At 60.9% G+C, this 24,836-nt stretch carries 20 protein-coding genes and 1 pseudogene; 9 read left to right on the forward strand and 12 right to left on the reverse strand.

The window, feature by feature from the left end; translation table 11 throughout:
- Positions 1-132 precede the first annotated feature (132 nt).
- Positions 133-945: an exodeoxyribonuclease III gene (gene xthA / locus QLG10_RS23065; RefSeq protein ID WP_110753940.1), complete on the reverse strand. Its 813-nt coding sequence runs from the start codon at positions 943-945 to the stop codon at positions 133-135.
- A gap of 184 nt (positions 946-1,129) precedes the next feature.
- Between xthA and QLG10_RS23070 the strand changes: the two genes are divergently transcribed.
- The 3 genes from QLG10_RS23070 (at position 1,130) to QLG10_RS23080 (ending at position 7,242) form a co-directional block, all read left to right on the forward strand.
- Positions 1,130-1,780, forward strand: coding sequence for a GNAT family N-acetyltransferase (locus tag QLG10_RS23070; protein ID WP_282488096.1), 651 nt, complete (start codon positions 1,130-1,132; stop codon positions 1,778-1,780).
- A 63-nt stretch (positions 1,781-1,843) separates the two neighbouring features.
- On the forward strand, positions 1,844-3,571 hold the full coding sequence (locus QLG10_RS23075) for an autotransporter assembly complex family protein (RefSeq protein WP_110753938.1): 1,728 nt from the start codon (positions 1,844-1,846) through the stop codon (positions 3,569-3,571).
- Positions 3,568-7,242: a translocation/assembly module TamB domain-containing protein gene (locus QLG10_RS23080; RefSeq protein ID WP_282488097.1), complete on the forward strand. Its 3,675-nt coding sequence runs from the start codon at positions 3,568-3,570 to the stop codon at positions 7,240-7,242. The genes QLG10_RS23075 and QLG10_RS23080 overlap by 4 nt, the downstream gene beginning before the upstream one ends.
- A gap of 160 nt (positions 7,243-7,402) precedes the next feature.
- On the opposite strand, the gene QLG10_RS23085 is transcribed toward QLG10_RS23080, so the two are convergent.
- Positions 7,403-8,155, reverse strand: coding sequence for an anti-sigma factor (locus QLG10_RS23085; protein WP_110753934.1), 753 nt, complete (start codon positions 8,153-8,155; stop codon positions 7,403-7,405).
- Positions 8,152-8,658, reverse strand: a complete 507-nt coding sequence (locus QLG10_RS23090) for a sigma-70 family RNA polymerase sigma factor (protein WP_188263590.1) — start codon at positions 8,656-8,658, stop codon at positions 8,152-8,154. Before QLG10_RS23090 ends, QLG10_RS23085 begins: the two co-directional genes overlap by 4 nt.
- Positions 8,659-8,817: 159 nt before the next feature.
- On the opposite strand from QLG10_RS23090, the gene QLG10_RS23095 reads away from it, so the two are divergent.
- On the forward strand, positions 8,818-9,894 hold the full coding sequence (locus QLG10_RS23095; RefSeq protein WP_282488098.1) for a catalase family peroxidase: 1,077 nt from the start codon (positions 8,818-8,820) through the stop codon (positions 9,892-9,894).
- Positions 9,891-10,436, forward strand: a complete 546-nt coding sequence (locus QLG10_RS23100) for a cytochrome b (RefSeq protein WP_282488099.1) — start codon at positions 9,891-9,893, stop codon at positions 10,434-10,436. Before QLG10_RS23095 ends, QLG10_RS23100 begins: the two co-directional genes overlap by 4 nt.
- A gap of 143 nt (positions 10,437-10,579) precedes the next feature.
- On the opposite strand, the gene QLG10_RS23105 is transcribed toward QLG10_RS23100, so the two are convergent.
- Positions 10,580-11,731: a M14-type cytosolic carboxypeptidase gene (locus QLG10_RS23105; protein ID WP_110753925.1), complete on the reverse strand. Its 1,152-nt coding sequence runs from the start codon at positions 11,729-11,731 to the stop codon at positions 10,580-10,582.
- 326 nt (positions 11,732-12,057) lie between these two features.
- Here QLG10_RS23105 and QLG10_RS23110 point away from each other — a divergent pair.
- A pseudogene (locus QLG10_RS23110) lies at positions 12,058-12,381 on the forward strand (gamma-glutamyltransferase); the annotation flags it as partial.
- 419 nt (positions 12,382-12,800) lie between these two features.
- Here QLG10_RS23110 and QLG10_RS23115 read toward each other — a convergent pair.
- Positions 12,801-13,142, reverse strand: coding sequence for a DUF3077 domain-containing protein (locus QLG10_RS23115; RefSeq protein WP_282488115.1), 342 nt, complete (start codon positions 13,140-13,142; stop codon positions 12,801-12,803).
- Positions 13,143-13,271: 129 nt separating this feature from the next.
- On the opposite strand from QLG10_RS23115, the gene QLG10_RS23120 reads away from it, so the two are divergent.
- Positions 13,272-13,910, forward strand: coding sequence for an XRE family transcriptional regulator (locus QLG10_RS23120; RefSeq protein ID WP_188263587.1), 639 nt, complete (start codon positions 13,272-13,274; stop codon positions 13,908-13,910).
- A gap of 38 nt (positions 13,911-13,948) precedes the next feature.
- Here QLG10_RS23120 and QLG10_RS23125 read toward each other — a convergent pair whose 3' ends face one another.
- The 4 genes from QLG10_RS23125 to QLG10_RS23140 all read right to left on the reverse strand — a co-directional run bounded on the left by QLG10_RS23125 (position 13,949) and on the right by QLG10_RS23140 (position 19,619).
- On the reverse strand, positions 13,949-15,904 hold the full coding sequence (locus QLG10_RS23125) for an acetyl/propionyl/methylcrotonyl-CoA carboxylase subunit alpha (RefSeq protein ID WP_110753921.1): 1,956 nt from the start codon (positions 15,902-15,904) through the stop codon (positions 13,949-13,951).
- Positions 15,904-16,719 (reverse strand): gamma-carboxygeranoyl-CoA hydratase, encoded by an 816-nt coding sequence (locus QLG10_RS23130; protein ID WP_282488100.1) that lies wholly within the window; start codon positions 16,717-16,719, stop codon positions 15,904-15,906. Before QLG10_RS23130 ends, QLG10_RS23125 begins: the two co-directional genes overlap by 1 nt.
- A gap of 116 nt (positions 16,720-16,835) precedes the next feature.
- Positions 16,836-18,443, reverse strand: coding sequence for a carboxyl transferase domain-containing protein (locus tag QLG10_RS23135; protein WP_282488101.1), 1,608 nt, complete (start codon positions 18,441-18,443; stop codon positions 16,836-16,838).
- Between the two features lie 12 nt (positions 18,444-18,455).
- Positions 18,456-19,619, reverse strand: coding sequence for an isovaleryl-CoA dehydrogenase (locus QLG10_RS23140; RefSeq protein WP_008031893.1), 1,164 nt, complete (start codon positions 19,617-19,619; stop codon positions 18,456-18,458).
- Between the two features lie 212 nt (positions 19,620-19,831).
- Here QLG10_RS23140 and QLG10_RS23145 point away from each other — a divergent pair, with 212 nt between their 5' ends.
- Both QLG10_RS23145 and QLG10_RS23150 read left to right on the forward strand, forming a co-directional pair.
- Positions 19,832-21,529: an AMP-binding protein gene (locus QLG10_RS23145; RefSeq protein WP_282488102.1), complete on the forward strand. Its 1,698-nt coding sequence runs from the start codon at positions 19,832-19,834 to the stop codon at positions 21,527-21,529.
- A 22-nt stretch (positions 21,530-21,551) separates the two neighbouring features.
- Positions 21,552-21,758, forward strand: a complete 207-nt coding sequence (locus QLG10_RS23150) for a hypothetical protein (protein ID WP_158539265.1) — start codon at positions 21,552-21,554, stop codon at positions 21,756-21,758.
- A 387-nt stretch (positions 21,759-22,145) separates the two neighbouring features.
- Here the strand turns inward: QLG10_RS23150 and QLG10_RS23155 are convergent, their stop codons facing one another.
- The 3 genes from QLG10_RS23155 to QLG10_RS23165 form a co-directional block, all read right to left on the reverse strand.
- The gene (locus QLG10_RS23155; protein ID WP_188263584.1) at positions 22,146-23,045 is read right to left on the reverse strand and encodes a hydroxymethylglutaryl-CoA lyase; all 900 of its coding nucleotides are present in this window, start codon (positions 23,043-23,045) and stop codon (positions 22,146-22,148) included.
- A 143-nt stretch (positions 23,046-23,188) separates the two neighbouring features.
- Positions 23,189-23,590 carry a MerR family DNA-binding transcriptional regulator gene (locus tag QLG10_RS23160; RefSeq protein ID WP_110753907.1) on the reverse strand — a complete coding sequence of 134 codons (402 nt, stop codon included), beginning with the start codon at positions 23,588-23,590 and terminating at the stop codon, positions 23,189-23,191.
- 207 nt (positions 23,591-23,797) lie between these two features.
- Entirely contained in the window at positions 23,798-24,727 is a 930-nt protein-coding gene (locus QLG10_RS23165) for a LysR family transcriptional regulator (protein WP_110753905.1), read from the reverse strand.
- Positions 24,728-24,836: the final 109 nt, after the last annotated feature.

Consider the following 24,836-nt stretch of genomic DNA (forward strand, 5'->3'; position numbering starts at 1 on the left):
AGCCAAAATCGAGTCTGAAAAATCCGATTATGACTGACGGCCGCCAACAGCAAGGGGGAGCAAGCTCCCCCTTTGGTTTTTACCGGACACTAGTGACGCAGAGCGTGGGAACGATCAAACAGGCAGCGATTTTTAACTCAACTCCAACCAGATCGGCGCATGATCCGAAGGTTTTTCCATGCCGCGCAGTTCATAGTCCACGCCTGCGTCCTTGATCCGTGGCAGCAGCCCGTGGGACGCCAGGATCAGGTCGATGCGCAGCCCGCGCTTGGGCTCGTCTTCGAAGCCACGGCTGCGGTAGTCGAACCAGCTGAAGCGATCGGCAACATCCGGGTTGAGGTGGCGGAAGCTGTCCACCAGGCCCCAGTTTTTCAGCCTGAGCATCCACTCGCGCTCTTCCGGCAGGAAGCTGCACTTACCGGTTTTCAGCCAGCGTTTCATGTTGTCCGGGCCGATGCCGATGTCGCAGTCTTCCGGGGAAATATTCACGTCGCCCATCACCACCAGTGGCTGGTCGTTCTTGAACTGGCTTTCCAGCAGCGCCTGCAGGTCGCTGTAGAAGCGCTGCTTGGCCGGGAACTTGGTCGGGTGGTCGCGGCTTTCTCCTTGTGGGAAGTAACCGTTCATGATGGTCACGGGCACGCCGTTGGCGTCGGCAAAGGTGCCCCAGATAAAGCGTCGCTGAGCATCGTCTTCATCGGTGGCAAAGCCCTTGTACAGTGCCAGTGGTTCCTGACGGGAGAGCAGGGCGACGCCGTAGTGACCCTTCTGCCCATGGAAATACACGTGGTAGCCCAGAGCCTTGATTTCATCGAGTGGAAACTGATCATCATGGACCTTGGTTTCCTGCAACCCGATCACATCGGGCTGATGCTTTTCGATCAGCGCCGCCAGCTGATGCGGGCGAGCGCGCAGCCCGTTGATGTTGAAGGAGACGATCTTCATGCTCGGCAGTCCTGGCAAAAAGGCGATGCTAGCTGACATGGGCAACGGGAGCCAGTGCGCGGTGGGACGAACGGGATTTCATTGCCTACACTGATTTGCGATCAGCAAGGAACTGCGTCAGCCCAAATGAGCTCGTAACATCAAGAGCGCAGCCGTGCGAGCTGCGCCAGGGAGAACGACCGCCATGCCTGAAACCTCCACCGCCATCGCCGATATCCACATGCTCGACAGTGGCTACTCCCGTGAAGCCCGCTCGCTGTTGTACCAGGCCTATCGTCACGAGCCGACGTTCAGCTATCTGTTCGAAGCCGAGCGCCCCGGCTATGAACAACGGGTGCGTGCCACCGTGCGCGAGTTGGTCAAGCAGCATTTTTTCCAGGAGTTGCCGGCCATCGGCCTGCTGGTCAATGACCGGCTGATCGGCATTGCCCTGATCGCGCCACCACAACGGCGCCTGGGTGTGACTGAAAGTTGGGCATGGCGCCTGCGCATGGTGCTCAGTACCGGTTTTCGCTGCACCCGCCGCTACCTTGAGTACCACGACGCCGTCGCTGCCTGCGTGCCGAACGACTCGGTGCACGTGCTGCCGTTGCTGGGGGTTCACCCACAATTCCAGGGCAAGCACTTTGGTGAGCAGCTGCTGCAGGCGGTGCATAACTGGTGCGCGGTGGATGAAAATTCCCAAGGTGTGATTCTCGACACCGGCAATCTTCGTTACCTGGACTTCTATAAGCGCCAGGGCTATGAAGAAATCGGCGAGGTGGCCGTGGGGCCGATTCGCGAGCACGTGTTTTTTCACGCCAATCCGCAGGTATTACATACCGCAACAGCTTGAGGTCGAACTTTCCGTGCACGCCAGGCTCTATCACGCTCCACGCTCGTGATAGCATCCGCGCCTATGAAGTTTCCAGGAAGAATTACCAGTGGCGTGCTGATGCTGATTACCAGCTGCGCGGCGCTGGCGCAAAGTGAATTGGATGTGCGGATCAAACCGTCCAACGATGCACTGAAGGCCAATATAGAGGGCTATATCGGCAGTCTCGGCGATCGTGACGAAGAGGCCTTGCTGCGCTTCAGTCGTGGTGCCGAGGAGCAGGCGCGCAAGGCTGCCCAGGCCTTGGGTTACTACCAGCCGCACATCGACAGCGAAGTGAAGGCTGGCAAGACACCGCGCCTGGTGCTGACCATCGAGCCCGGCGAGCCGGTGCATTTGCGCAACGTCACGATCCGCGTCGACGGCCCGGCGGCCAGCCTCAAGGCCTTTCGCGTGCCCAAAAGCCATGCCCTGCAAACCGGTGCGGTCCTCAACCACGGTCAGTACGAGGACGCCAAGCGCCTGATCCAGAACCAGGCCTCGCGCTATGGCTTTTTCAGCGGCCACTTCACCCGTCAGAAGTTGTCGGTCGACCCGCGCGCTGGCGTGGCCGATATCGAGCTGGTCTACGACAGTGGCCCGCGCTACTCGCTGGGCAAGGTCAGTTTCGAAGGCGATACACCGTTCGACGAAGACCTGCTGCAGCGCATGGTGCCCTTCAAGGCGGGTACGCCGTATGACTCCGAACTGATCGCCGAACTCAACCAGGCGCTGCAATCGAGCGGCTATTTCGAAGGCGTGCGGGTCGACGCGGCGCCGACCGCGTCCAAGGACGATGTGATCCCGGTGGACGTCAAGCTCGAAACCCGCAAGCCTCGCACCATGGGCCTGGGCCTTGGCTACTCCACCGACGTCGGCCCGCGCGTGAAGGCCAACTGGACCCGGCACTGGGTCAACCCCCAGGGTCACAGTTATGGCTGGGAGACCGAAATCTCGGCGCCGCGGCAAAACGTCGGGGTGTTCTACGACATTCCCCTGGACCCGCCGCTGACCGACAAACTGCGCTTCGCCGGTGGTTATCAGAACGAAGAAATCGCTGACAAGGACAGCCTCAGCAAATTGCTGACTGTGGGGCCTGAGTGGCACAGCAAGTTGCCCAGCGGCTGGCAACGGGTGGTTTCGCTCAAGTGGCAGCGCGAGGAATACCGACTCGGCGACGATTCCGGCCTCAGTACGCTACTGATGCCCGGTGTGAGCTACTCGTACCTCAAAAGCGACAACCGCATCGACCCGCACAACGGTTATCGCCTGCAGTTCGAAAGCAAGGTCGCCAAGGAAGGCCTGGGTTCGGATAACAACTTGCTGTACGGCACCGCGCTGGTCAAAGGCCTGACCACGGTGTTCGACAAGCACCGCTTGCTCGGCCGGGTGCAGGTCGGCGGCAGTGCCACCAACGGCTACAAGTCGATCCCGCCTTCATTGCGCTTTTTCGCCGGTGGCGATCAGAGCGTGCGGGGGTACGACTATCAAAGCCTGTCCCCGGAGAACAATCAGGGTGATCGCATTGGTGGGCGCTACATGGTCACCGCCAGCGCCGAATACCAGTATTCCGTTGCGGAAAAATGGCGCGTGGCGACCTTCGTCGATCAGGGCAACTCCTTTAATACACTTGAGCTGCCAAACCTCAAGACCGGGGTCGGTATCGGCGTGCGCTGGATTTCTCCGGTGGGGCCGATTCGCCTCGACCTCGCCCATGCGCTGGACGACGATGGCGGCATTCGATTGCACTTTTCCATGGGGCCCGAGTTGTGAAGCGTGGTTTGAAAATAACACTGCTGGCCGTTCTCGCGCTGCTGATGCTGGTGGTTTTGACATTGGCCACGGTGCTGGGCACGGCGACGGGCAGTCGCTGGGCGCTCGGGTTCGTGCCAGGTTTGAGCCTGGACAATTTCCAGGGTCGCCTGGGTGGGCAATGGAGCGCCGATCATGTGTTGTGGCAGCAAGACGCCAGCCGGGTCGAACTGGATAAGGTCATCTTCGCCTGGTCGCCGCTGTGCCTGACGCGCATGACCTTGTGCATCGGGCAATTAAAGGCTGATCGGGTCAGCCTGCAATTGCCGCCCGGCGCGCAAGAGGAGAGCACTGGGCCGATCAGTCTTCCTGACTTGAAACTGCCCCTGGCGCTCGAGCTGGGGGATATCCAGGTTGGCAGTCTGCTGTTCAATGGCAGCGAACAACTCAAGGGCTTGCAACTGGCGGCACACTGGACAGCCAACGGCTTGCAGATCGACTCGGTGCAATTGCAGCGCGATGAGCTGAGCCTGCACTTGTCTGGCCTGTTGCAACCGACCGGCAACTGGCCGCTCAAGGCCGAGGGCAAGCTGACCCTGCCCGCACCCGGTAGCGGACCCTGGGCGCTGGCGCTGAAGATTGACGGTGACCTGCTCAAGACCCTGAACCTGAAAGCCGACAGCAGCGGCTATCTCAGTGGGCAGCTGACCGGCCAACTGCAACCTTTGGTGGAAAACCTGCCGGCCACCTTGCGCATCACCGCTGACGGCTTCAAACCCAGCGCCGACTTGCCAGACACCCTGCAACTCAATCAGCTTGAACTGACCGGCGCCGGTGACCTGAAAAACGGTTATCAATTAGTCGGCAAGGCCACGTTGCCCGCCGAGCAAGGCCCGGTCGGGCTGGCGCTGCAAGGCAAGGTCGACGCCAACGGCGCGCAAATCGCCGCGCTGGACCTGACTGCCAACGACAAGCAAAGCCTCAAGCTTACCGGCCAGCTGGACTGGAGCAAGGGCCTGAGCGCTGATGCCAAAGTCGCCTGGCTGGATTTCCCGTGGCACCGTCTTTACCCGCTGATCGACGAGCCCCAAGTGGCCTTGCGCAGCTTCAATGGTGACGTCTCCTACACCGACGGCAAATACCTGGGGCACTTCGATGCGGCTCTGGATGGTCCGGCCGGGGCCTTCAGCCTGGCCAGCCCGTTTGCCGGCGACCTGACGAAAATTTACCTGCAACAGATCCAGCTCGTCGCCGGGCAGGGCAAGGCCGAAGGGCACCTGAACCTGCAATTCGCCGACGGCATCGCCTGGGATACAGCGCTGGATCTTTCCGCGATCGACCCGGCGTACTGGGTCGCGGAACTGCCGGGCACCCTGGCCGGACCGTTGCGCAGCAAAGGCGAGATGAAGAACGGAACGCTCAGCCTGAGCGCTGACCTGGACCTGAAGGGCAAGCTGCGTGGCCAGCCAGCCGTCCTGCAAGCCAAGGCCGATGGCAGTGGCGAGCAATGGAACTTGAACGCCCTGCAGATTCGCCTCGGCGACAACAGCATCAATGGCAAGGGCAGCCTGCAGCAGAAACTCACCGGGCAGATCGACATCAAGCTGGCGCGACTGGCCCAGCTCTGGCCGCAATTGCGCGGCCAGATCAATGGCCGGGTCGATGTCGCCGGCACGCTCAAGGCGCCGCAAGGCAAGCTCGGGCTGCAAGGCACGCAATTGGCTTTCCAGGACAACCGCCTGCAAAGCCTGAACCTCGATGCGACACTCGACAGCGCGCAACGGGCGAAAATCGACCTCAAGGGCAGCGGCATCCAGACGGGCGATACCTCGCTGGGCACGCTGACTGCCAGCGGGCAGGGCGACATCAAGAACCAGAAACTGAGCCTCGACCTGCAAGGGCCCAAGCTCAAGCTCGCCCTCGGCCTCGACGGTGCACTGGACAAAGGCAACTGGCGCGGACGCCTGGCCAGCGGCGATATCCAGGCCGGTGGCCAGGACTGGAGGTTGCAAGGTCCGGCCAAACTGGAACGGCTAGCGGACGGCAAAATCAATTTCGGCGCCCATTGCTGGGCGTCCGGCCCGGCCAGTTTGTGCGGTGAAGACCAGCGCCTGATGCCCGAGCCGAAGTTGCGTTACCACCTCAAGCAATTCCCCATCGACAGCCTCGCCCAGTGGTTGCCCAAGGATTTCGCCTGGCAGGGCCGGCTCAACGCCGACGTGCAATTGGACCTGCCGGCCAGCGGCCCGAACGGTGTGATCAGCATCGATGCCAGCGGCGGCACGTTGCGCGTTCGCGAGAAAGAGCAGTGGTTGGACTTCCCGTACCAGACGCTGAAACTCACGAGCCAGCTGACGCCCAAGCGCATTGATACCGAGCTGAATTTCGTCGGTGGCAAGCTTGGAGAATTGAGGGTGCAGGCGCAGATCAACCCGTTGCCGAAGAACAAGCCAATGACCGGCACGTTCCGTTTGAATGGCTTGGACGTGTCGGTGGCGCGCCCCTTTGTGCCCATGGTCGAGAAGCTGTCCGGTCGCTTGAATGGCAGCGGCACGATTTCCGGTGGCCTGCTGGCGCCGCAGGTCAATGGCAATCTGTTGCTCAGCGACGGTGAGGTTTCCGGCGCCGAATTGCCGATGGAGATTCAAGCGTTGCAATTGCAGGCGCTGATCGCCGGCGAATCCGTGCAGCTCAATGGCGACTGGAAAAGCGGCAAGACCGGGCAGGGCAGCCTGAATGGCAATGTCGCCTGGGGCCAGGCACTGGTGGTGGACCTGGCGCTCAAGGGCTCGCAGTTGCCGGTCAGCGTCGAACCCTACGCCAAGGTCGAAGTGGCCCCGGACCTGAAAATCTCGATGAAGGGTGATGAGCTGGCCATCGCTGGCAAAGTGCGGGTACCAAAAGGGGACATCACCATTCGAGAGTTGCCGCCCTCGACGGTCAAGGTATCCGGTGACACGGTGATCGTCGGGCAGCAGACCGAGGAGGGCAAACCACCCTTGGCGATGAAAATGGACATCGATGTGGTGGTCGGCGAAGACAAGCTGAGCTTTGCAGGGTTTGGCCTGACCGCCAATGTGCAGGGGCATGTGCACATCGGTGACAACATGGACACCCGTGGTGAGCTATGGCTCAACGACGGCCGTTACCGAGCCTACGGCCAGCGGCTTACGGTGCGTCGGGCGCGGTTGCTGTTCGCAGGCCCGATCGACCAGCCGTACCTGGACATCGAGGCGATCCGCCAGACCGACGACGTGATCGCCGGCATCCGCTTGAGCGGCAGCGCCGAGCAACCCACCACGCAGATTTTCTCGGAACCGGCCCTGGCCCAGGAACAGGCGTTGTCCTACCTGGTGCTGGGGCGTCCGCTGAGCAGCAACGGTGAAGACAACAACATGCTCGCCCAGGCTGCGCTCGGCCTGGGCCTGATGGGCAGCTCCGGGGTGACCGGCGGCCTGGCGAAGAATCTGGGCATCGAGGATTTCCAGCTCGACACCGAGGGCAGTGGCAACGCCACCAGCGTGGTCGCCAGCGGCAACCTTTCCGAGAAGCTCAGCCTGCGTTATGGCGTCGGCGTGTTCGAACCGGCCAATACCATTGCCTTGCGCTACAAGTTGAGCAAAAAGGTCTACCTTGAGGCCGCGGGTGGCGTGGCCAGTTCGTTGGATATCTTTTATAAGCGCGATTTCTGATCCGGTGTAATTCCCGTGCGCCAGCCTTCGCGGTGTCAGGGCGTACGCGAACCCTGTAGGCGCTGGCTTGCCAGCGATAGCGGTCGGCCAGGCAACATTGTTGTCGACAGGGAGGACGCCTTCGCTGGCAAGCCAGCTCCTACAGGGAGTGGTGGTGTTGTCAGAACTGCGTGGTCTGCCTGAGCATCTGCGCCGCCGGCGTATTCGACGGGCTGACCATCGCATAGTTGTAGCCACCACCCGACCAGTATTCGGCCTGTAAGCCGCCATCACTGCGGCTACCCCGGGGCAGCAAAAAGTTCTTCGGTCCCGGCGGGCGCACATAAAAACTGATTTTCTGCCCGTTCCGATCCTCGTAGACCACCATCGCCGCCGGTCCTTGCTCGGTGCTGAGCAAGCGCCCGCTGGCCGGTTTGAAGCCTGCGCCTGACAAATCAGGCAGGCGATTGGCCTGGGTGAAATAACGGTCGAGCCAGCCCTGCATGTCACCGGTGTCCCCGGCCTTGTAGTCCGCCGGCAATAGCCCCTGCTCGGCTATCAGGCGGTAAGCCTGCATCGCATCGGCCATCGGTTGCGCTGCGCTGAGGAGGGTCATTTCCCGAGCCTGCCAGCCGCTGACCCCGCCGATGCTGACGGCGATCAGCAATACCGCGGCGCTGGCCAGGTGGCGTCGGGACTGGCTTTTGAGGCGTCGGCGGATCTGCGCCGGATCGAGGTCCGGATTGGCCGGTTGCTGCAAGGCGCCACTCAGGGCGGCACGCAGTTTTTGGGCGTCCTGTTGCCAAGCGCGGACTTGTGCGGAGATTTGCGGGTTACTGGCCAGAAAAGCCTCCACCAGGCGCCGGTCTTCCTCGTCCAGCTGATGGTCGACGTAAGCGTGCAGGTCGCGCTCGCTGGGGGGCATGCTGATCATTTGAGTCTCCGCAGGGCAGGGCGGTTGATTTCGCCATCGCTGAGTTGGCGCAGGGCTTGGCGAGCCCGAGACAGTCGGGACATCACGGTGCCGGTGGGTACGTCGAGAATCTCGGCGACCTCTTTGTAACTCAGCCCCTCAACCGACACCCACAACAGCAGCGCACGCTGTTCGGTTGGCAGTTGATCGAAGGCATTGAGGGTCGATTGAGCGATCACGGTCCGCTCCACCGAAGGCTGCGCATCATCGCGTCCGGTAAAGAATTCAAGCATTCGCGCGTAGCGTCGGGAGCGACGGTGAGCATCGAGAAACTGTCGATAAAGAATCGAGAACAACCAGGCGCGCAAGTCGCCCTCGACGCGCTTGTCGCCCCAGCTTGTTAGCGCACGCTCAAGGCACGACTGCACCAGATCATCGGCGCTGCTGGCATTGCGCGTCAGCGATACGGCGAAGCGGCGCAACCTGGGAATGATTTCTCGCAGTTGTTCGTCGATATCGTTCATGAATTTCTGGTTACTCACTACGCTTTGAACCAGGAAGACGCTTGGCGTAGGAGGTTATTCCACACCCGGAAAAATAAATACCGGTCGATGGAATAAACAGCCGCCAGGTTCGTCTGCCTGATTCTTCTCACTTGTGGCCGATGGCCCTGGAGTCTTTCGATGGTAGATCGATCATCACCGCCACCCTTGAGTGCCGCGAGCCTGATGTTGCGTCTGGCCGGCATTGCCGTGGTCGTGGCTGCAGTGGCTGGGGCGTTTGCCTACGTCAATGGCACCTTTGACCCACAGCGCCTGACGCCGAAAAAGCTGGTCAATGTGTTGGAAACCAACAACGGCGTGCACCCGGGATTTCGCCGTAACCACGCCAAAGGCGTGTGCGTGATCGGCCATTTCGAGAGCAGTGGCGAGGCACGTAGCTATTCCACTGCACAGGTGTTTAATGAGGCGCGCACGCCGGTGGTTGGCCGTTTTGCCTTGCCGGCGGGCAACCCTTATGCGCCGGACAGCGCGGTACCGATCCGCAGCCTGGCGTTACGTTTCACCCAGGCCAACGGCCAGCAATGGCGTACCGGAATGAACAGCATGCCGGTGTTCCCGGTGGGCACGCCCGAGGCGTTCTATCAATTGCAACAGGCCCAGTCGCCGGTTCCCGCGACGGGCAAACCGGACCCGGCGGCGGTGCCGGCGTTTTTCGGCTCGCACCCGGAAGCCGCACCGTTCCTGGCCTGGATCAAGACGGCCAAGCCATCGGCCAGTTACGTCACTGAAACCTACAACAGCGTCAACGCGTTTTACCTGGTGAACGCTGCAGGACAACGGCAGGCGGTGCGTTGGAGCATGGTGCCGGTAACCCAGGACGCGCCTGGGGACACGGCGACGCAAGGGACTGATTTTCTGGAGAAGGATCTGCTCCGGCGAATCGCCGCAGGGCCCCTGCGTTGGCAGTTGAACATCATCCTGGCCAACCCCGGCGACCCGGTCAACGACGCGAGCAAGGCCTGGCCCGAGGGGCGCAAGGTGTTGAACGCAGGCACCCTGGTTCTTGAAAGCACCCAGCCACAACTCAGCGGTGAGTGCCGCGATATCAACTATGACCCGCTGGTGCTCCCTGCCGGCATCGAAGGTTCCGACGACCCGCTGCTCGCCGCTCGTTCAGCCGGTTATGCCAATTCCTACCTGCGTCGCACCAGCGAAGTCAGCCAGTTGCCCGCCGCCAAACAGGAGGCCCAGCAATGAGCAACCAACCCAACCACTTCGCTCCCCTGGCGCGCCTGCTGCACTGGCTGATGGCGCTGATGATCATCGCCATGCTGTTCATTGGCGCAGGCATGGTCGCCTCGGTGTCCGAGCGCCATGAATGGCTGATCCACCTGCACAAGCCCCTGGGCGTGGCGATTCTGTTGCTGGTGATCGTGCGATTGTTCGTGCGCTTCTCCACGCAGCAGCCAACGCTGCCCTCAGACCTGCCGGGTTGGCAAGCGCTGGCGGCCAAGGCGTCCCATGTGCTGCTATACGCCCTGATGCTGGTTCTGCCGTTGTTGGGCTGGGCAATGATTTCAGCATCGGGCGAACCGGTGATGCTCAGCAGCTCATTGCAGTTGCCGTCGATTGTGCCGGCGAATGCGCAGGTGTTCGCGTTCTTGCGCAAGGCGCATGGGTATCTGGCGTATCTGCTGTTTCTGACAGTGCTGCTGCATCTGGCCGCAGCATTGTTTCACGGTTGGGTGCGCCGCGATGAGGTGCTGGACAGTATGTTGCGGGGTAAAGACCGCGGGTGATCGCCGGCAGCATTGACACTTAAAACCTGTAGGAGCGAGCCTGCTCGCGATGGAAGCACGAGCACCGAGGGGCATCAGACAGCCAGCGTTTTCGTTGGCGACCATCGCGAGCAGGCTCGCTCCTACAGGTACCGCGCGGTAGATCAGCGCAAAACGCCAACCATATCCGCCACCGTCGTCAACACATCCTTGCCCAATTGCTTCGAGCGTTTCCCCGACCAGCCGGTCAACGGGTTCGGATGGTCGTCGTGGTCCTTGAACGGCATTTCCAGGGTCAGCGACAGGCAATCGTATTTCTGCCCGACACTGTTGCACGCCAGGGTCATGTTCGCTTGGCCCGGTTCGTCACGGGTGTAGCCGTGCTTGGTCTGGAAGTCCTTGGTGGTGTGTTTCAGATGGCTGCGGAAGTGTTCTTCCAGTTCGGCGATCCGCGGCGTGTAGCCTGGATTGCCCTCGCAGCCAGCGGTGAACACGTGGGGGATTTCCTCGTCGCCATGGATGTCGAGGAACAGGTCGACGCCGTATTTTTCCATCTGCTGCTGGACGAAAAAGACTTCCGGGCTGAGCGCCTCGCTGGCGCTTTGCCAGGCGCGGTTCAGGTCCTGGCCCATGGCGTTGGTGCGCAGGTGGCCGTGGAAGGCTCCATCCGGGTTCATGTTCGGCACCAGGTACAGGTCGGCACTGGCCAGCAGTTTGTTCAGCACCGGGTCGTCGTGTTTCTCCAGGCGCTCGATCACACCTTCCATGAACCACTCGGCCATGTGTTCGCCGGGATGTTGCTGGGCAATGATCCACACCTTGCGCTGGCCTTCGGCGCCAGTGCCTTTGCGCAGCAGCTGGATGTCGCGACCTTCGACACTCTTGCCGGTGGCCAGCAATTCGGTGCCGGCCTTGGTCAGTGCCTGCTCGATCAACCAGTCGTGGCGGCCACGGCTGTAGGGTTCGAAGTAGGCGAACCAGGCGTGGGTCTGTTCAGCTTCGAGGCTGAAACGCAGGCAGTCGCCCTCGAAAATGGTCGGCACACGGAACCAGTTGACGTGGTCGTAGGACGCCACCGCCTGATAGCCGGTCCAGGCCTTGTTGTAGGAGGACTGGCTGGCATTGTTCAGGCGAAACCAATGGTCCTGGCCGACATGCAGGCCGCTGGCCTTGAAGTGGAACCATTGGAAATGGTTGCTTTTGCTATCGGGACGGATGGCCAGCAGGGGTTTGAGCGGGTCGCTGACATCGATGACCTGGATGTTGCCGCTGTCGAAATTGGCACTGATGTCGAGTGAGGATTTGGCCACGGTCAGGGTTCCTGATTGAGATTTTTATGGCGGTACTTTACACGCAAGCTTAGAGGGTTAGCAGCGCGGATAAAACGTTTCACCCGGCATGTCGCGGTTTGCTCCGCGGCTTTCTCACTGGTTCGCGATCAGCCGTGTTACCACGCGCACCTTATTGGAGGCCGTCGGGACAAATCGCCCCGCAAGCCCTGAGCATCGAGGCGGTGAAGGCGGCCGTTCATGAAAAAATGCCGTTGCATGGTTGGACGCCCATTCGCGCGTCACCGGCGGCTATCTATGCGCCAGTGATCTGCAAGACTACCGTGCCCAGTGGGTCGAGCCGATCAAGGTCAGCCCTGCAAAACCGCGGTGAAGAATTCAGTCTTGATCGAGGTCACGCCAGTTGCCTGGCACCCGGCAAAAAGACCTTCCACACCATCATTCCCGGGTTTCTCAGCAAGGACGGTGAAGCGCTGGGGCCTTTCGGCGTGATGGGTGGCTACATGCAGCCCCAGGGGCATGTGCAGATGGTCATGAACCTGGTGGATTTCGGGCTTAACCCGCAAGCGGCCCTGGACGCCCCGCGCTGGCAGTGGTTGGGCGAAATGAAGGTCGGCATCGAGCAGGACGCTTCGCGAGACATGGCGGCGGCACTGGCACGGCGTGGGCAAGAAGTAGCCGTGTATTGATAGGCTGAGGGGGGCGTCTTCCTTGACGCCGTCGCAGCTTAGAGATTATGCGATTGATTCTCAAGTGCTATTTGCCATTAGTTTGCCTCCTCGACAGAAGGCTTCCCTTGCCAACTAATATTGCTTGATATGATCCGCGCCATCGAATTTGCGACACATCAAGACTTCATTAGCCTGAAGCCATAAGCCAGAAAACTGGCAAAAAAAGACCCGGCAAAAGCCGGGTCAAAAACCGTGATTAGCCTGATGAGGAGATAGTCCAGGCGACCGACCTAAGGTCCCTGGGCCATCGACTGATCTCGCGATCAGTTGGTGCAATAATAATCATTCTCGTTTGCAAGTCAAACGATTTTGACTGCGCGTCGGGAAAATTCTTTCCTGTCCTTCTGTCCCAATACTCCTCCAAACTAGCCTTTCTGGCCGCCCTCCAGGGAGCGGTTCACCATGGCCTTTGCCATATCGATCATGTGCACGGTCGAGAGCGCCAGGTCCCGATGTGCCCCGTGCAAGTGATTGGCTGACTCGTAGGCGGTGGCGGCAGCGCACCGTAGCAGTCCCGAAGCATGCACCAGGGCTTCCTCGATGCTGATGTTGCGGTTTACGTCGAAGAGACGCTCCTGTGACGACTCCTCTGAAACAGCTGGTTTCAAGTAGTAATCCAGTGCTCGCTGTGCGGCGGCAGATCCCTGGGGTGAGTGGAGGGAGGTATCGATGTGCATGTCGGGCAAGTCGTTGCTGGGCAGGTTCATGGTCAAGGCGAACTCCGTGATAAATTCAGATCCGTTCATTCATCCTAATACGTTATGTATTTATGACAATTTTATTAATACTACATTTTGTGTTTTGTCGGGCGAGTCGCGCCACGTATCGTGCCGCACATGGATAAATGGATAGCCTTGGTCAAGGCCAAGATGAGTGAACTCAAGATCACTCAGGAAATACTCGCCGACCGCCTCGGGATGTCCCAGGGGGGCATCGGTCATTGGCTGACAAAACGCCGTCAGCCCGGCATCGACGACATGAATCGTGTGCTGCAGGCCCTGGGCCTGGATTTTCTCGAAGTGACGCTGGTGATTCGCGAACCTGGGCAGGAACAGGACGATGAGGTCTGCCTGACGCAAAAGTACAACCCGTACTTTCGCTACCCGGTCAGTGACTGGCGGGACACCGTGCGGGTGCGCGATGGCGAGCGGGCGCCGTACCGTTTCGAACTGTCTGACTACCACGCTCGAGGCGCGGCGTTCTGGCTGACGGTGGTTGGCGATGCCATGACCGCTCCCAGCGGCCCCAGCGTTGCCGAGGGTATGTTGATCCTGGTGGACCCGGATGTGGACGCGGTGCCGGGCAAGCTGGTGATCGCGCAATGGCCCGACAGCAGCGAGGCGATTTTTCGTAAATTGAGCGAAGAGGGCGGGCAGCGTTACCTGGTCCCGCTCAATCCGACCTACCCGAAAAGCCTGTTCACCGACGAGTGCCGAATCATCGGCGTGGTGGTCCAGGCAACCGTGAAGTTCTAGCCGGCCGGCCCGCGTCATGCGCAGGGCCGGCCTGCCTGTCAGGCTTCTTCCAGTTCGACCAGCGCACTGCCTTCGCTGACCATCTCGCCTTCCTGGCAATACAGCGCCTTGATCACGCCGGCGTGGGGTGCGCGGATGCTGTGCTCCATCTTCATGGCCTCCAGCACCACCAGTTGCGCCCCGGCCTCGACCGATTGCCCGGCCTCTACCAGCACGCGCACGATGCTGCCATTCATGGGGGCGGTGAGCCCGCCGTGATGGGCGTGACTGGCTTCAACGGCGGTGATCGGGTCGTAGGTCTCGATGCGGCGCAGTTCGCCTTCCCATTGCAGGTAGACAAAGTCGCCACGGCGGATTGCCCGGTGCTGGCGACGTACGCCTTCGTGCTCGGTCAGCAACTGCTCGCCCTTGAGTCGGGCGCTGTGGGATTGGGGGTTGCCCAGCGTCAACGCGCGATCCTGGCCCTCACAACTCAGGTGCAGGGTGATTTGCGCGGGCAAACCGGCGCGCATACCGTTGCCAATAGCCCATGGCGAGCTTGGGTCATCGCTGCGCGATGGGCTGTGCAGGCTCTGGGCGAATGCCTGGGCGGCGGCTTGCCAGAACGCGTCGCTGAGTGCCGCAGGTTGTGGCAATAGCTGTTCCTGGTAACGGGGGATGAACCCGGTATCGAGTTCGGCCTGGGCAAACGCCGGATGGCCGATGATTCGCCGCAGGAAGTTGATGTTGGTCTTGAGCCCGCCAATCGCGAATTCGTCGAGCATGGCCAGCAGTCGCAAGCGCGCCTGCTCACGGTCCTCACCCCAGGCAATCAGCTTGCCGAGCATCGGGTCGTAGAACGGCGAAATCTCATCGCCTTCTTCAACGCCGCTGTCCACCCGGCGACCCGCACCTGGCGCGGATTCGCGATACAGTTCCAGGCGACCGGTAGCGGGCAAAAAGTCGTTGGCCGGATCTTCGGCGTATAAGCGCACTTCAATCGCGTGACCGTTCAGCGGCACCTGGTCCTGGGTCATCGGCAAGGCTTCGCCGCGGGCCACACGAATCTGCCAGGCCACCAGGTCGAGGCCGGTGATGGCTTCGGTTACCGGGTGTTCGACCTGCAGGCGGGTGTTCATCTCCATGAAGAAAAACTCGCCGCGCGCATCCAGCAGGAATTCCACCGTGCCAGCACCGACATAACCGATGGCCTGTGCCGAACGCACGGCCGCTTCGCCCATGGCGCGGCGCAGTTCCGGGCTCAGGCCGGGCGCCGGCGCTTCTTCGACGACTTTCTGGTGCCGACGCTGAATCGAGCAGTCCCGTTCGTTGAGATACAGGCAGTTGCCGTGTTGATCGGCGAATACCTGGATTTCAACGTGACGGGGTTTGAGCAGGTACTTCTCCACCAGCATCCGCGAATCGCCGAACGACGATTGAGCTTCGCGTTGCGCCGAGGCCAGGGCTTCGGCCAGTTGGCTGACGTCCTCGACCACTTTCATGCCCTTGCCGCCGCCACCGGCCGTGGCTTTGAGCAGCACCGGGTAGCCGATGCGTTCGCAGGCATCGCGGAAGGTCTCGAGGTCCTGGGCTTCACCGTGATAGCCCGGTACCAACGGCACGCCGGCGGTTTCCATCAAGGCCTTGGCCGCGGATTTGCTGCCCATGGCGTCGATGGCCGAGGCGGGCGGGCCGAGGAAGATCAGGCCAGCGGCTTCGATGGCGCGGGCGAACCCGGCATTCTCGGAGAGGAAACCGTAGCCGGGATGGATCGCCTGGGCACCGCTGGCCTTGGCGGCAGCAATCAACTTGTCGATTTGCAGGTAACTGTCGGCGGCCTTGCTGCCGCCGAGGTCGACACGGATATCGGCTTCACGGCTGTGTCGGGCATCGCGGTCGGTGGCGCTGTGCACAGCCACCGTAGTGAGGCCCAGGGCTTTGGCGGTGCGCATTACCCGACAGGCGATTTCGCCGCGGTTGGCCACCAACAGGGTAGTGAGGACGGGTGCGCTCATCAACGCGGCTCCTTGGTGGTGGTTGCGGCTTGCCAGCTCGGCGGACGTTTTTGCAGAAAGGCGCGCAGGCCTTCCTGGCCTTCCGGGCTGACGCGAATGCGGGCAATGGCGTTCTCGGTGTAGCGACGCAGGGACGGCGTCAGGGTGCCGTCGCCGACTTCACGCAGCAGGTCCTTGCTGGCGCGCATGGCCGCCGGGCTGTTGAGCAGCAGGTTGTCGATCCACTGTTCGATTTTCTGTTCCAGCTCGGCTGACGGGTAACTCTCCGACAACAAGCCGAGCTCCCGTGCCCGCTGCCCGCCGAAGCGCTCGGCGGTCAAGGCATAGCGTCGGGTGGCGCGCTCACCCATGGCTTGTACCACGAACGGGCTGATCACGGCCGGTGCCAGGCCGATACGCACTTCCGACAGACAGAACTGCGCGTCATCGGCGCCGATGGCCATGTCGCAGCAACTGATCAGGCCCAGGGCGCCGCCGAACGCCGCGCCTTGCACCACGGCCAGGGTCGGGATTTTCAGCTTGGCGAGGTTGTACATCAACTCTGCCAGCTCGCGGGCGTCGTCGAGGTTGGTGGCGTAATCGAGCTCAGCCGATTGCTGCATCCAGGCCAGATCGGCCCCCGCGCTGAAGTGTTTGCCGCGACCACGCACCAGCAGGAAACGCAGGTTGGCATCGCTGGCCACCTTGTCCAGGGCGAGGATCAGTTCGCGGATCATTTCGGCGTTGAAGGCGTTGTTCTTTTCTTCACGACTGAGCCACAGCGTGGCAAAGCCACGGGGGTCGGTCAGCAGTTCGAGGGTGTTGAAGTCGCTCATATTCATCCGTCTCCACGGTCTTTGTGGGAGCGGGCTCGCTCACGATTGGTGGCGATTGCTGCGCAATCGAACGGGGATAAATCCCCTCGCCACAAAAGCCCGTTCCTACAAAAAAATCACATCCGGAACACGCCGAAGCGGCTCGGTTCGATTGGCGCGTTCAACGACGCGGACAAGGCCAGTACCAGGACATCGCGGGTCTGGGCCGGGTCGATGACGCCGTCATCCCACAGGCGAGCGCTGGAATAGTAGGGGTGGCCCTGTTCTTCGTACTGGTCGAGGATCGGTTGCTTGATCTCGGCTTCCTGCTCGGCGCTGAAACCATGACCACCACGCTCGGCCTGCTCGCGCTTGACCTGCACCAACACGCCGGCTGCCTGTTCGGCACCCATCACGCCGATGCGCGCGTTCGGCCACATCCAGAGGAAACGTGGATCGTAGGCCCGACCACACATGCCGTAGTTACCGGCGCCGAAGCTGCCGCCGATGATCACGGTGAACTTCGGCACCTTGGCGCAGGCCACGGCGGTCACCAGTTTCGCGCCGTGCTTGGCGATGCCGCCGGCTTCGTATTTCTGGCCGACCATGAAGCCGGTGATGTTCTGCAGGAACAGCAGCGGGATGCCGCGCTGGCAAGCCAGCTCGATAAAGTGCGCGCCTTTCTGTGCAGCTTCGGCAAAGAGAATGCCGTTGTTGGCGAGGATGGCGATCGGGTAACCATGCAGGTAGGCAAAACCGCATACCAGCGTGGTTCCGAACAGCGCTTTGAATTCGTCGAACACCGAGCCGTCCACCAGCCGTGCAATCACTTCACGCACGTCGAACGGTTGCTTGGCGTCCGACGGGACCACGCCGTACAGCTCGTCGCTGGCGTAGAGCGGGGCGATCGGTACGCGTTGCTGCACTTCACCCAGCTTGCGCCAGTTGAGGTTGGCAACGCTGCGGCGGGCGATGGCCAGGGCATGTTCGTCGCTTTCGGCGTAATGGTCGGCCACACCGGAGATCTTGCAGTGCACATCGGCCCCGCCCAGGTCTTCGGCGCTGACCACTTCGCCCGTCGCGGCTTTGACCAGCGGTGGGCCGGCGAGGAAGATGGTCGCTTGTTCGCGCACCATGATGGCCTCGTCGGCCATGGCCGGCACATAGGCACCGCCCGCGGTGCAGGAGCCCATGACCACGGCAATCTGTGGGATGCCCTGGGCGCTCATGTTGGCCTGGTTGAAGAAGATCCGCCCGAAGTGCTCACGGTCTGGAAACACTTCATCCTGGCGCGGCAGGTTGGCGCCGCCGGAATCCACCAGGTAGATGCACGGCAGGCGATTCTGCTGGGCGATCGTCTGGGCGCGCAGGTGCTTTTTCACTGTTAGCGGGTAGTACGAGCCACCTTTTACCGTGGCATCGTTGGCGACGATCATGCATTCGACGCCTTCCACGCGGCCGATCCCGGCAATCACGCCAGCGGCGGGAACGTCTTCGCCGTACACCTCGTAGGCCGCCAACTGGCTGATTTCCAGGAACGGCGAACCCGGGTCGAGCAGGCGGTTGATGCGCTCGCGCGGCAGCAGCTTGCCCCGGGAGGTGTGGCGTTCTTGCGCTTTCGGGCCGCCACCTTGTGCCACCTGGGCAAGCAGGGTGTGCAAGGCATCGACCTGTTTGAGCATCGCCGCGCTGTTGGTCGCGAACTCCGCCGAACGGGGGTTGAGCTGGGTATGCAGGATAGCCATGGACAGCTCCGTTTAGCGGGTTTCGTTGAACAGTTCGCGGCCGATCAGCATGCGGCGGATCTCACTGGTACCCGCGCCGATTTCGTACAGCTTGGCGTCACGCAGCAGGCGACCGGCCGGGAATTCGTTGATATAGCCGTTGCCTCCGAGAATCTGGATCGCGTCGAGGGCCATTTGCGTGGCGCGCTCGGCGCTGTAGAGGATCACGCCGGCGGCGTCCTTGCGGGTGGTTTCGCCACGCTCGCAGGCCTGGGCGACGGCATAAAGATAGGCGCGACTGGCGTTGAGCTGGGTGTACATGTCGGCAACCTTGCCCTGGATCAGTTGGAACTCGCCGATGCTCTGGCCGAACTGCTTGCGGTCGTGGATGTACGGCACGATCAGGTCCATGCAGGCCTGCATGATCCCGGTCGGGCCGCCTGAAAGCACGACGCGTTCGTAGTCGAGGCCGCTCATCAGCACCTTCACGCCGCCGTTAAGTACGCCGAGGATGTTTTCTTCTGGCACTTCGACGTCATCGAAGAACAGCTCGCAGGTGTTGGAGCCGCGCATGCCGAGCTTGTCAAACTTGTTGCTGCGGCTGAAGCCTTTCCAGTCGCGCTCGACGATGAAGGCGGTGATGCCGTGAGGGCCTTTTTCCAGGTCGGTCTTGGCGTAGATCACGTAGGTGTTGGCGTCCGGACCGTTGGTGATCCAGGTCTTGCTGCCGTTGAGCACGTAGTGATCGCCGCGCTTGTCGGCACGCAGCTTCATCGAGACCACGTCGGAACCGGCGTTCGGCTCACTCATGGCCAGGGCGCCGATGTGTTCGCCGCTGATCAGTTTGGGCAGGTACTTGGATTTCTGTTCGTGGTTGCCATTGCGGTTGATCTGGTTGACGCAGAGGTTGGAATGCGCGCCGTACGACAGGGCTACAGAGGCCGAGCCGCGGCTGATTTCTTCCATCGCAACCACGTGCGCCAGGTAGCCCAGGCCGGCACCGCCGTACTCTTCCGGCACGGTAATGCCCAGCAGGCCCATGTCGCCGAATTTACGCCACAGGTCAGCGGGGAACAGGTTGTCGATGTCGATCTGAGCGGCGCGCGGGGCGATCTCCTTGGCGACGAAGGACTGGACCTGATCGCGCAGCATGTCGATGGTTTCACCGAGGGCAAAGTTCAGGGATGGGTAGCTCATGGGTCACCTTTTGGCTTTTTTGTTGGGCGGGGAGGGCAGTGCTTTGGCTCTCACCTTTACGTTAACGTAAACCTGTGACGAATGGCTGTCAATCGCCCTTTACGTTAACGTCAACTTGAGCGAGAGTAGAGGCAGGTTCCTGTAGGAGCAGCCGGTCGACGCTCCTACAGGTATCCGTCGGTAGCCCATCAATAAAGACAATAGGGGTCGTCATGGATCAACCCAGTGCAAGCCCGCAACGCAGTTACACCCGTGGTTCCCAGGACAAAGCCTTGCTGGCGATGACCATCGGCCAGGCGTTCGACAACACCGTGGCAAAGTACCCCGACGGGGAAGCGCTGGTCGTGCGCCATCAACAGCTGCGCTACACCTGGCGACAATTGGCCGATGCGGTGGACCTGCATGCCCGGGCGTTATTGGCGCTGGGCCTGCAGGCCGGCGACCGCCTCGGCATCTGGGCGCCTAACTGTGCCCAGTGGTGCATTACACAGGTGGCCACCGCGAAAATTGGCGTGATCCTGGTCAACATCAACCCAGCCTATCGCAGTTCCGAACTCGAATACGTGTTGAAGCAGTCCGGTTGCCAATGGCTGGTCAGCGCCGGGGCTTTCAAGACCTCCGATTATCACGCCATGCTGCAGGGCCTGGTGCCGGAGCTGGCGGAGCAAGTCGTCGGCCAATTGCACAGTGAACGCCTGCCGGAACTGCGCGGTGTGATCAGCCTCGACGCGCAGCCGCCGAAGGGTTTCCTGCCCTGGTCGCAACTGATCGGGCTGGCGGACAGCGTATCGGTCGAGCAATTGCATGAACGCCAAGTCAGCTTGCACTTCGATCAGGCGGTGAACATCCAGTACACCTCCGGTACGACCGGCTTCCCCAAGGGCGCGACCCTCAGCCACTACAACATTCTCAATAATGGCTATATGGTCGGCGAAAGCCTGGGCCTGAGCGCCGTCGACCGGCTGGTGATCCCGGTGCCGTTGTACCACTGCTTCGGCATGGTCATGGGCAACCTCGGTTGCATCACCCATGGCAGCACCATGATTTACCCCAACGACGCGTTCGACCCGCTGCTGACCCTGCGCACTGTCGCCGAAGAAAAAGCCACCGCGCTCTACGGTGTGCCAACCATGTTCATCGCCATGCTCGACCAGCCACAACGCGCCGAATTCGACCTGTCGAGCCTGCGCACCGGGATCATGGCCGGGGCGACCTGCCCTATCGAGGTCATGCGCCGGGTGATCAATGAAATGCACATGAGCGAAGTGCAGATTGCCTATGGCATGACGGAAACCAGCCCGGTGTCCTTGCAGACAGGTCCCTCGGACGACCTCGAGTTGCGTGTGACCACTGTCGGCCGTACCCAGCCACAGCTGGAAAGCAAGATCATCGACGAAGCGGGCAATCTGGTGCCCCGTGGCACCATCGGTGAGCTCTGTACTCGCGGCTACAGTGTGATGCTCGGCTACTGGAACAACCCGCAAGGTACGGCGGAAGCCATCGACCAGGCCGGCTGGATGCACACCGGTGACCTGGCAAGCATGAATGAAGAGGGGTACGTGTGCATCGCCGGGCGCAACAAGGACATGATCATTCGTGGTGGCGAGAACATTTATCCGCGCGAGCTGGAAGAGTTCTTCTTCACCCACCCGGCGGTGGCCGATGTGCAGGTGATCGGCATTCCTTGTTCGCGTTATGGCGAAGAGATCGTTGCCTGGATCAAGTTCCACCCCGGCCATAGTGCCACCGAGCAGGAGCTGCAAGCCTGGTGCAAGGAGCGCATCGCGCACTTCAAGACACCGCGGTACTTCAAGTTCGTGGACGAGTTTCCAATGACCGTGACCGGCAAGATCCAGAAATTCCGCATGCGCGAGATCAGCATCGAGGAGCTGCGTAGCAAGCAGGGCTGATGATTAACCTGTAGGAGCGAGCATGCTCGCTCCTACAAGGGGCGGTGAAATCGTGAATGCCAGACAGCACAAAGGGGAGCCGAAGCTCCCCTTTAATTTTCGTTGCGCGTGCTCTTTTTTTATTATTGAGGGGCGGTTTGTTTTTGTTTTTGGTAACCGTGGCCCTTTACCGCTGTTTTTGTCGATCCCCATCCGGGATCAAGAGCAAACGTATTTTTTTGAGCGCTGATCTACTTTTTCGCTTAGCGATCCAACCAGTTCGGGAGCTACCTGAAGGTAGTTTTATTGTTCTCTGCCCGGTTGCGGGTAACTTCGAAAAGCACCCTGAAAAGCACATCCTCTCCAAAAAAATCTGTTAGCTGCGTCTCTGCCGTGTTGTTTTTGTTATGTCAGAGTCGTTACGTCTTGTTTTTATTGGGTTTGCCGCAATTTTTTTATTCTTGTTATGCGATAGATATAGCAGAAGCCGTGCCAACTTTTAAAAATCCTTTAAAAACAGCAACTTAGGTTTTTCTAGGGTTTTCGGCCTCAGGGAAAACCCTACATTTTGTTTCCGTGTTACTCGCTTGTGCCCACGCTTTCGTGTCTGCGGTAACACCTCGACACACCCGCACACTTACTGTGCGCTGCGCGCCTTCGCCACACGGGAGCCGGTGGGGCGCCCCAGCACGGTACAAATTTGCTGGCCCGCCTGGATCAGCGCATCCAGGTCGATTCCGGTTTCGATCCCGAGGCCGTTAAGCAGGTAAACCACGTCCTCGGTGGCGACGTTGCCGCTGGCGCCCTTGGCATATGGGCAGCCACCGAGGCCAGCGATGGAGCTGTCGAACACCGAGATGCCTTCCAGCAGGCTGGCGTAGATATTGGCCATGGCCTGGCCGTAGGTGTCGTGGAAGTGCCCGGCCAGTTTGTCCCGTGGCACATCGGCCGACACCACGTCGAACATCTTGCGCGTGGCGCCCGCGGTGCCGGTGCCGATGGTGTCGCCCAGCGACACCTCGTAACAGCCCATGGCATAGAGCTCCCGTGCGACCCGTGCAACTTGCTCGGGTGCGACGTCACCTTCATAGGGGCAGCCCAGCACGCAGGACACGTAGCCGCGCACGCTGACGCCATGCTGCTTGGCGGCCTCCATGATGGGGACGAATCGCTCCAGGCTTTCACTGATCGAGCAGTTGATGTTGCGCTGGGAAAACGCTTCCGACGCCGCGGCGAACACCGCGACTTCCTTGACCCCGCAGGCAAGGGCATCTTCAAAGCCGCGCAGGTTGGGGGCGAGAGCGCCATAGGTCACGCCGGGTTTACGCTGGATCTGCGCGAACACCTCGGCGGAACCCGCCATCTGCGGCACCCACTTGGGCGAGACGAAACTGCCGACTTCTATATAGCCAAGGCCCGCCGCCGTCAGTGCGTCGACCAACTGCACCTTGTCGGCAACGCTGATGGGTTGGGCTTCGTTTTGCAAACCGTCGCGAGGGCCGACTTCGACAATGCGTACGTGGGTAGGTAGGGACATAAGAATCACCTGAAGTATTGGGTGAGCGGTGAGCTAATGTGGGAGCGGGCTTGCTCGCGAATACGTCAGTTCAGCCCACATCAATGTTGAATGACAAATCGCATTCGCGAGCAAGCCCGCTCCCACATTCGATTTGTGTGGATCTATTGAACCGATTCCTGATTCTTGAGGGTTTGTTCCAGCGCCTGCACACAGCGCTCTTCAGCCGTATCAAGCTCCAGCTTCATCTGCTCGATATCCAGCATCTGCTGTTCCAACTGTTCTCGACGCTCGGTGATTTTCGCCAGCATGCTGTGCAGTTGCTTGGTGTTACCGCTGGAAGGATCGTAGAGCTCGATCAGCTCGCGGCACTCGGCCAGGGAAAAGCCGATACGCTTGCCCCGCAGGATCAACTTCAGGCTGACCTTGTCGCGGGGTGAGTAGATGCGTTCCTGGCCACGTCGCTCGGGGCTGAGCAAACCTTGTTCTTCATAGAAGCGAATGGCCCGGGTGGTGATGTCGAGCTCACGGGCGAGGTCGGAAATGCTGTAGGTCTGGCTGCTCATGGGCGCGCTCGCAAAAGGTCATGGCGCTAAGCTAATGGCAGGTTGACGTTTACGTCAAGGGGCAGGGTTTTCCAGTGTCCTTGCTGGCCCCATCGCGAGCAGGCTCGCTCCCACAGGGGATCGCTGGCTGACACAAATTATTGTGTTCACTGGAGATCCAATGTGGGAGCGAGCCTGCTCGCGAAGAAGACGCTGCGGTCCAGCGTCCTACACCTTCTCCAGCTTCCGCTCCTGCGCCGTCACCTGCTGGCACAACTCGATCATCTGCTCGCGCATCCAGCGGTTCGCCGGGTCCTGGTCAGTGCTTTCGTGCCAGTAAAGGTGGGTTTCCACCGGGGGCACATCGTTGACCGGCAGATAAAAGGCGTGCAAATCGTTGCGGCGCGCGAAGCGTTCCGGCACGGTCATGACCATGTCGGTCTGCTGCAGCACCTGCGAGGCCATCAGGTAATGCTGGGAGCGCAGGGCGATCTTGCGCTGGATGCCCATTTTGCCGAGGGCCAGGTCGACATAACCCAGGCCGCTGCGACGGCTGGAAATGTGGATGTGGGTCAGTCCCAGGTAATCATCGAGGGTGAATTTTTCCTTGCCCGCCAGCGGGTGCCCTTTGCGCATGGCGCACACGTAGCGATCCTCCATCAACTTGACGTGACGCACCTGCGGGTCGGTGTTGAGCGGTGCATCCACGGCGAAGTCGAGTCGGCCCGCGGCCAGTTCCTTGGTGGTCTCGCGGCGCTTGGACAAAAAGCTTTCGATGATGACCGTCGGCGCAAGGCGGCGCAGGCGCTGGAACAGCGGTGGAAGGATCACGGCTTCAGTGAGGTCGGTCATGCTGATGCGGTAGGTCTTGACCGCCTGCAATGGATTGAAGATGCGGCTTTCCTGTACCGAAACGCGCAGCAGTGACAGCGCGTTGCGCACCGGGCCGATAATGTTTTGCGCCATGGGTGTTGGCACCATGCCTTGGGCGGTGCGCACGAACAATGGATCGTTGAAGGTCTCGCGCAGCCGGGCCAGCGCGTTGGACACCGCAGGTTGGGTAATCCCGACGATCTGGCCAGCACGGGTCAGGTTGGCTTCGGTGTAGATCGCGTCGAAGACGATAAAAAGGTTGAGGTCGACCTTGCTCAGATTCATTTACGCGGCTCTCTTATTGTGTGGACGGTAGCCTTGGCTATCAGTCGATCATATATCGGTGATGAATGTTTATACACGCCGAGAATAGGCTAGGTAAATTTTCATGGCT

Origin of the sequence: Pseudomonas sp. V98_8, assembly GCF_029967975.1 — a bacterium.
In the GTDB taxonomy this organism is placed as follows: Bacteria; Pseudomonadota; Gammaproteobacteria; order Pseudomonadales; family Pseudomonadaceae; genus Aquipseudomonas; species Aquipseudomonas umsongensis.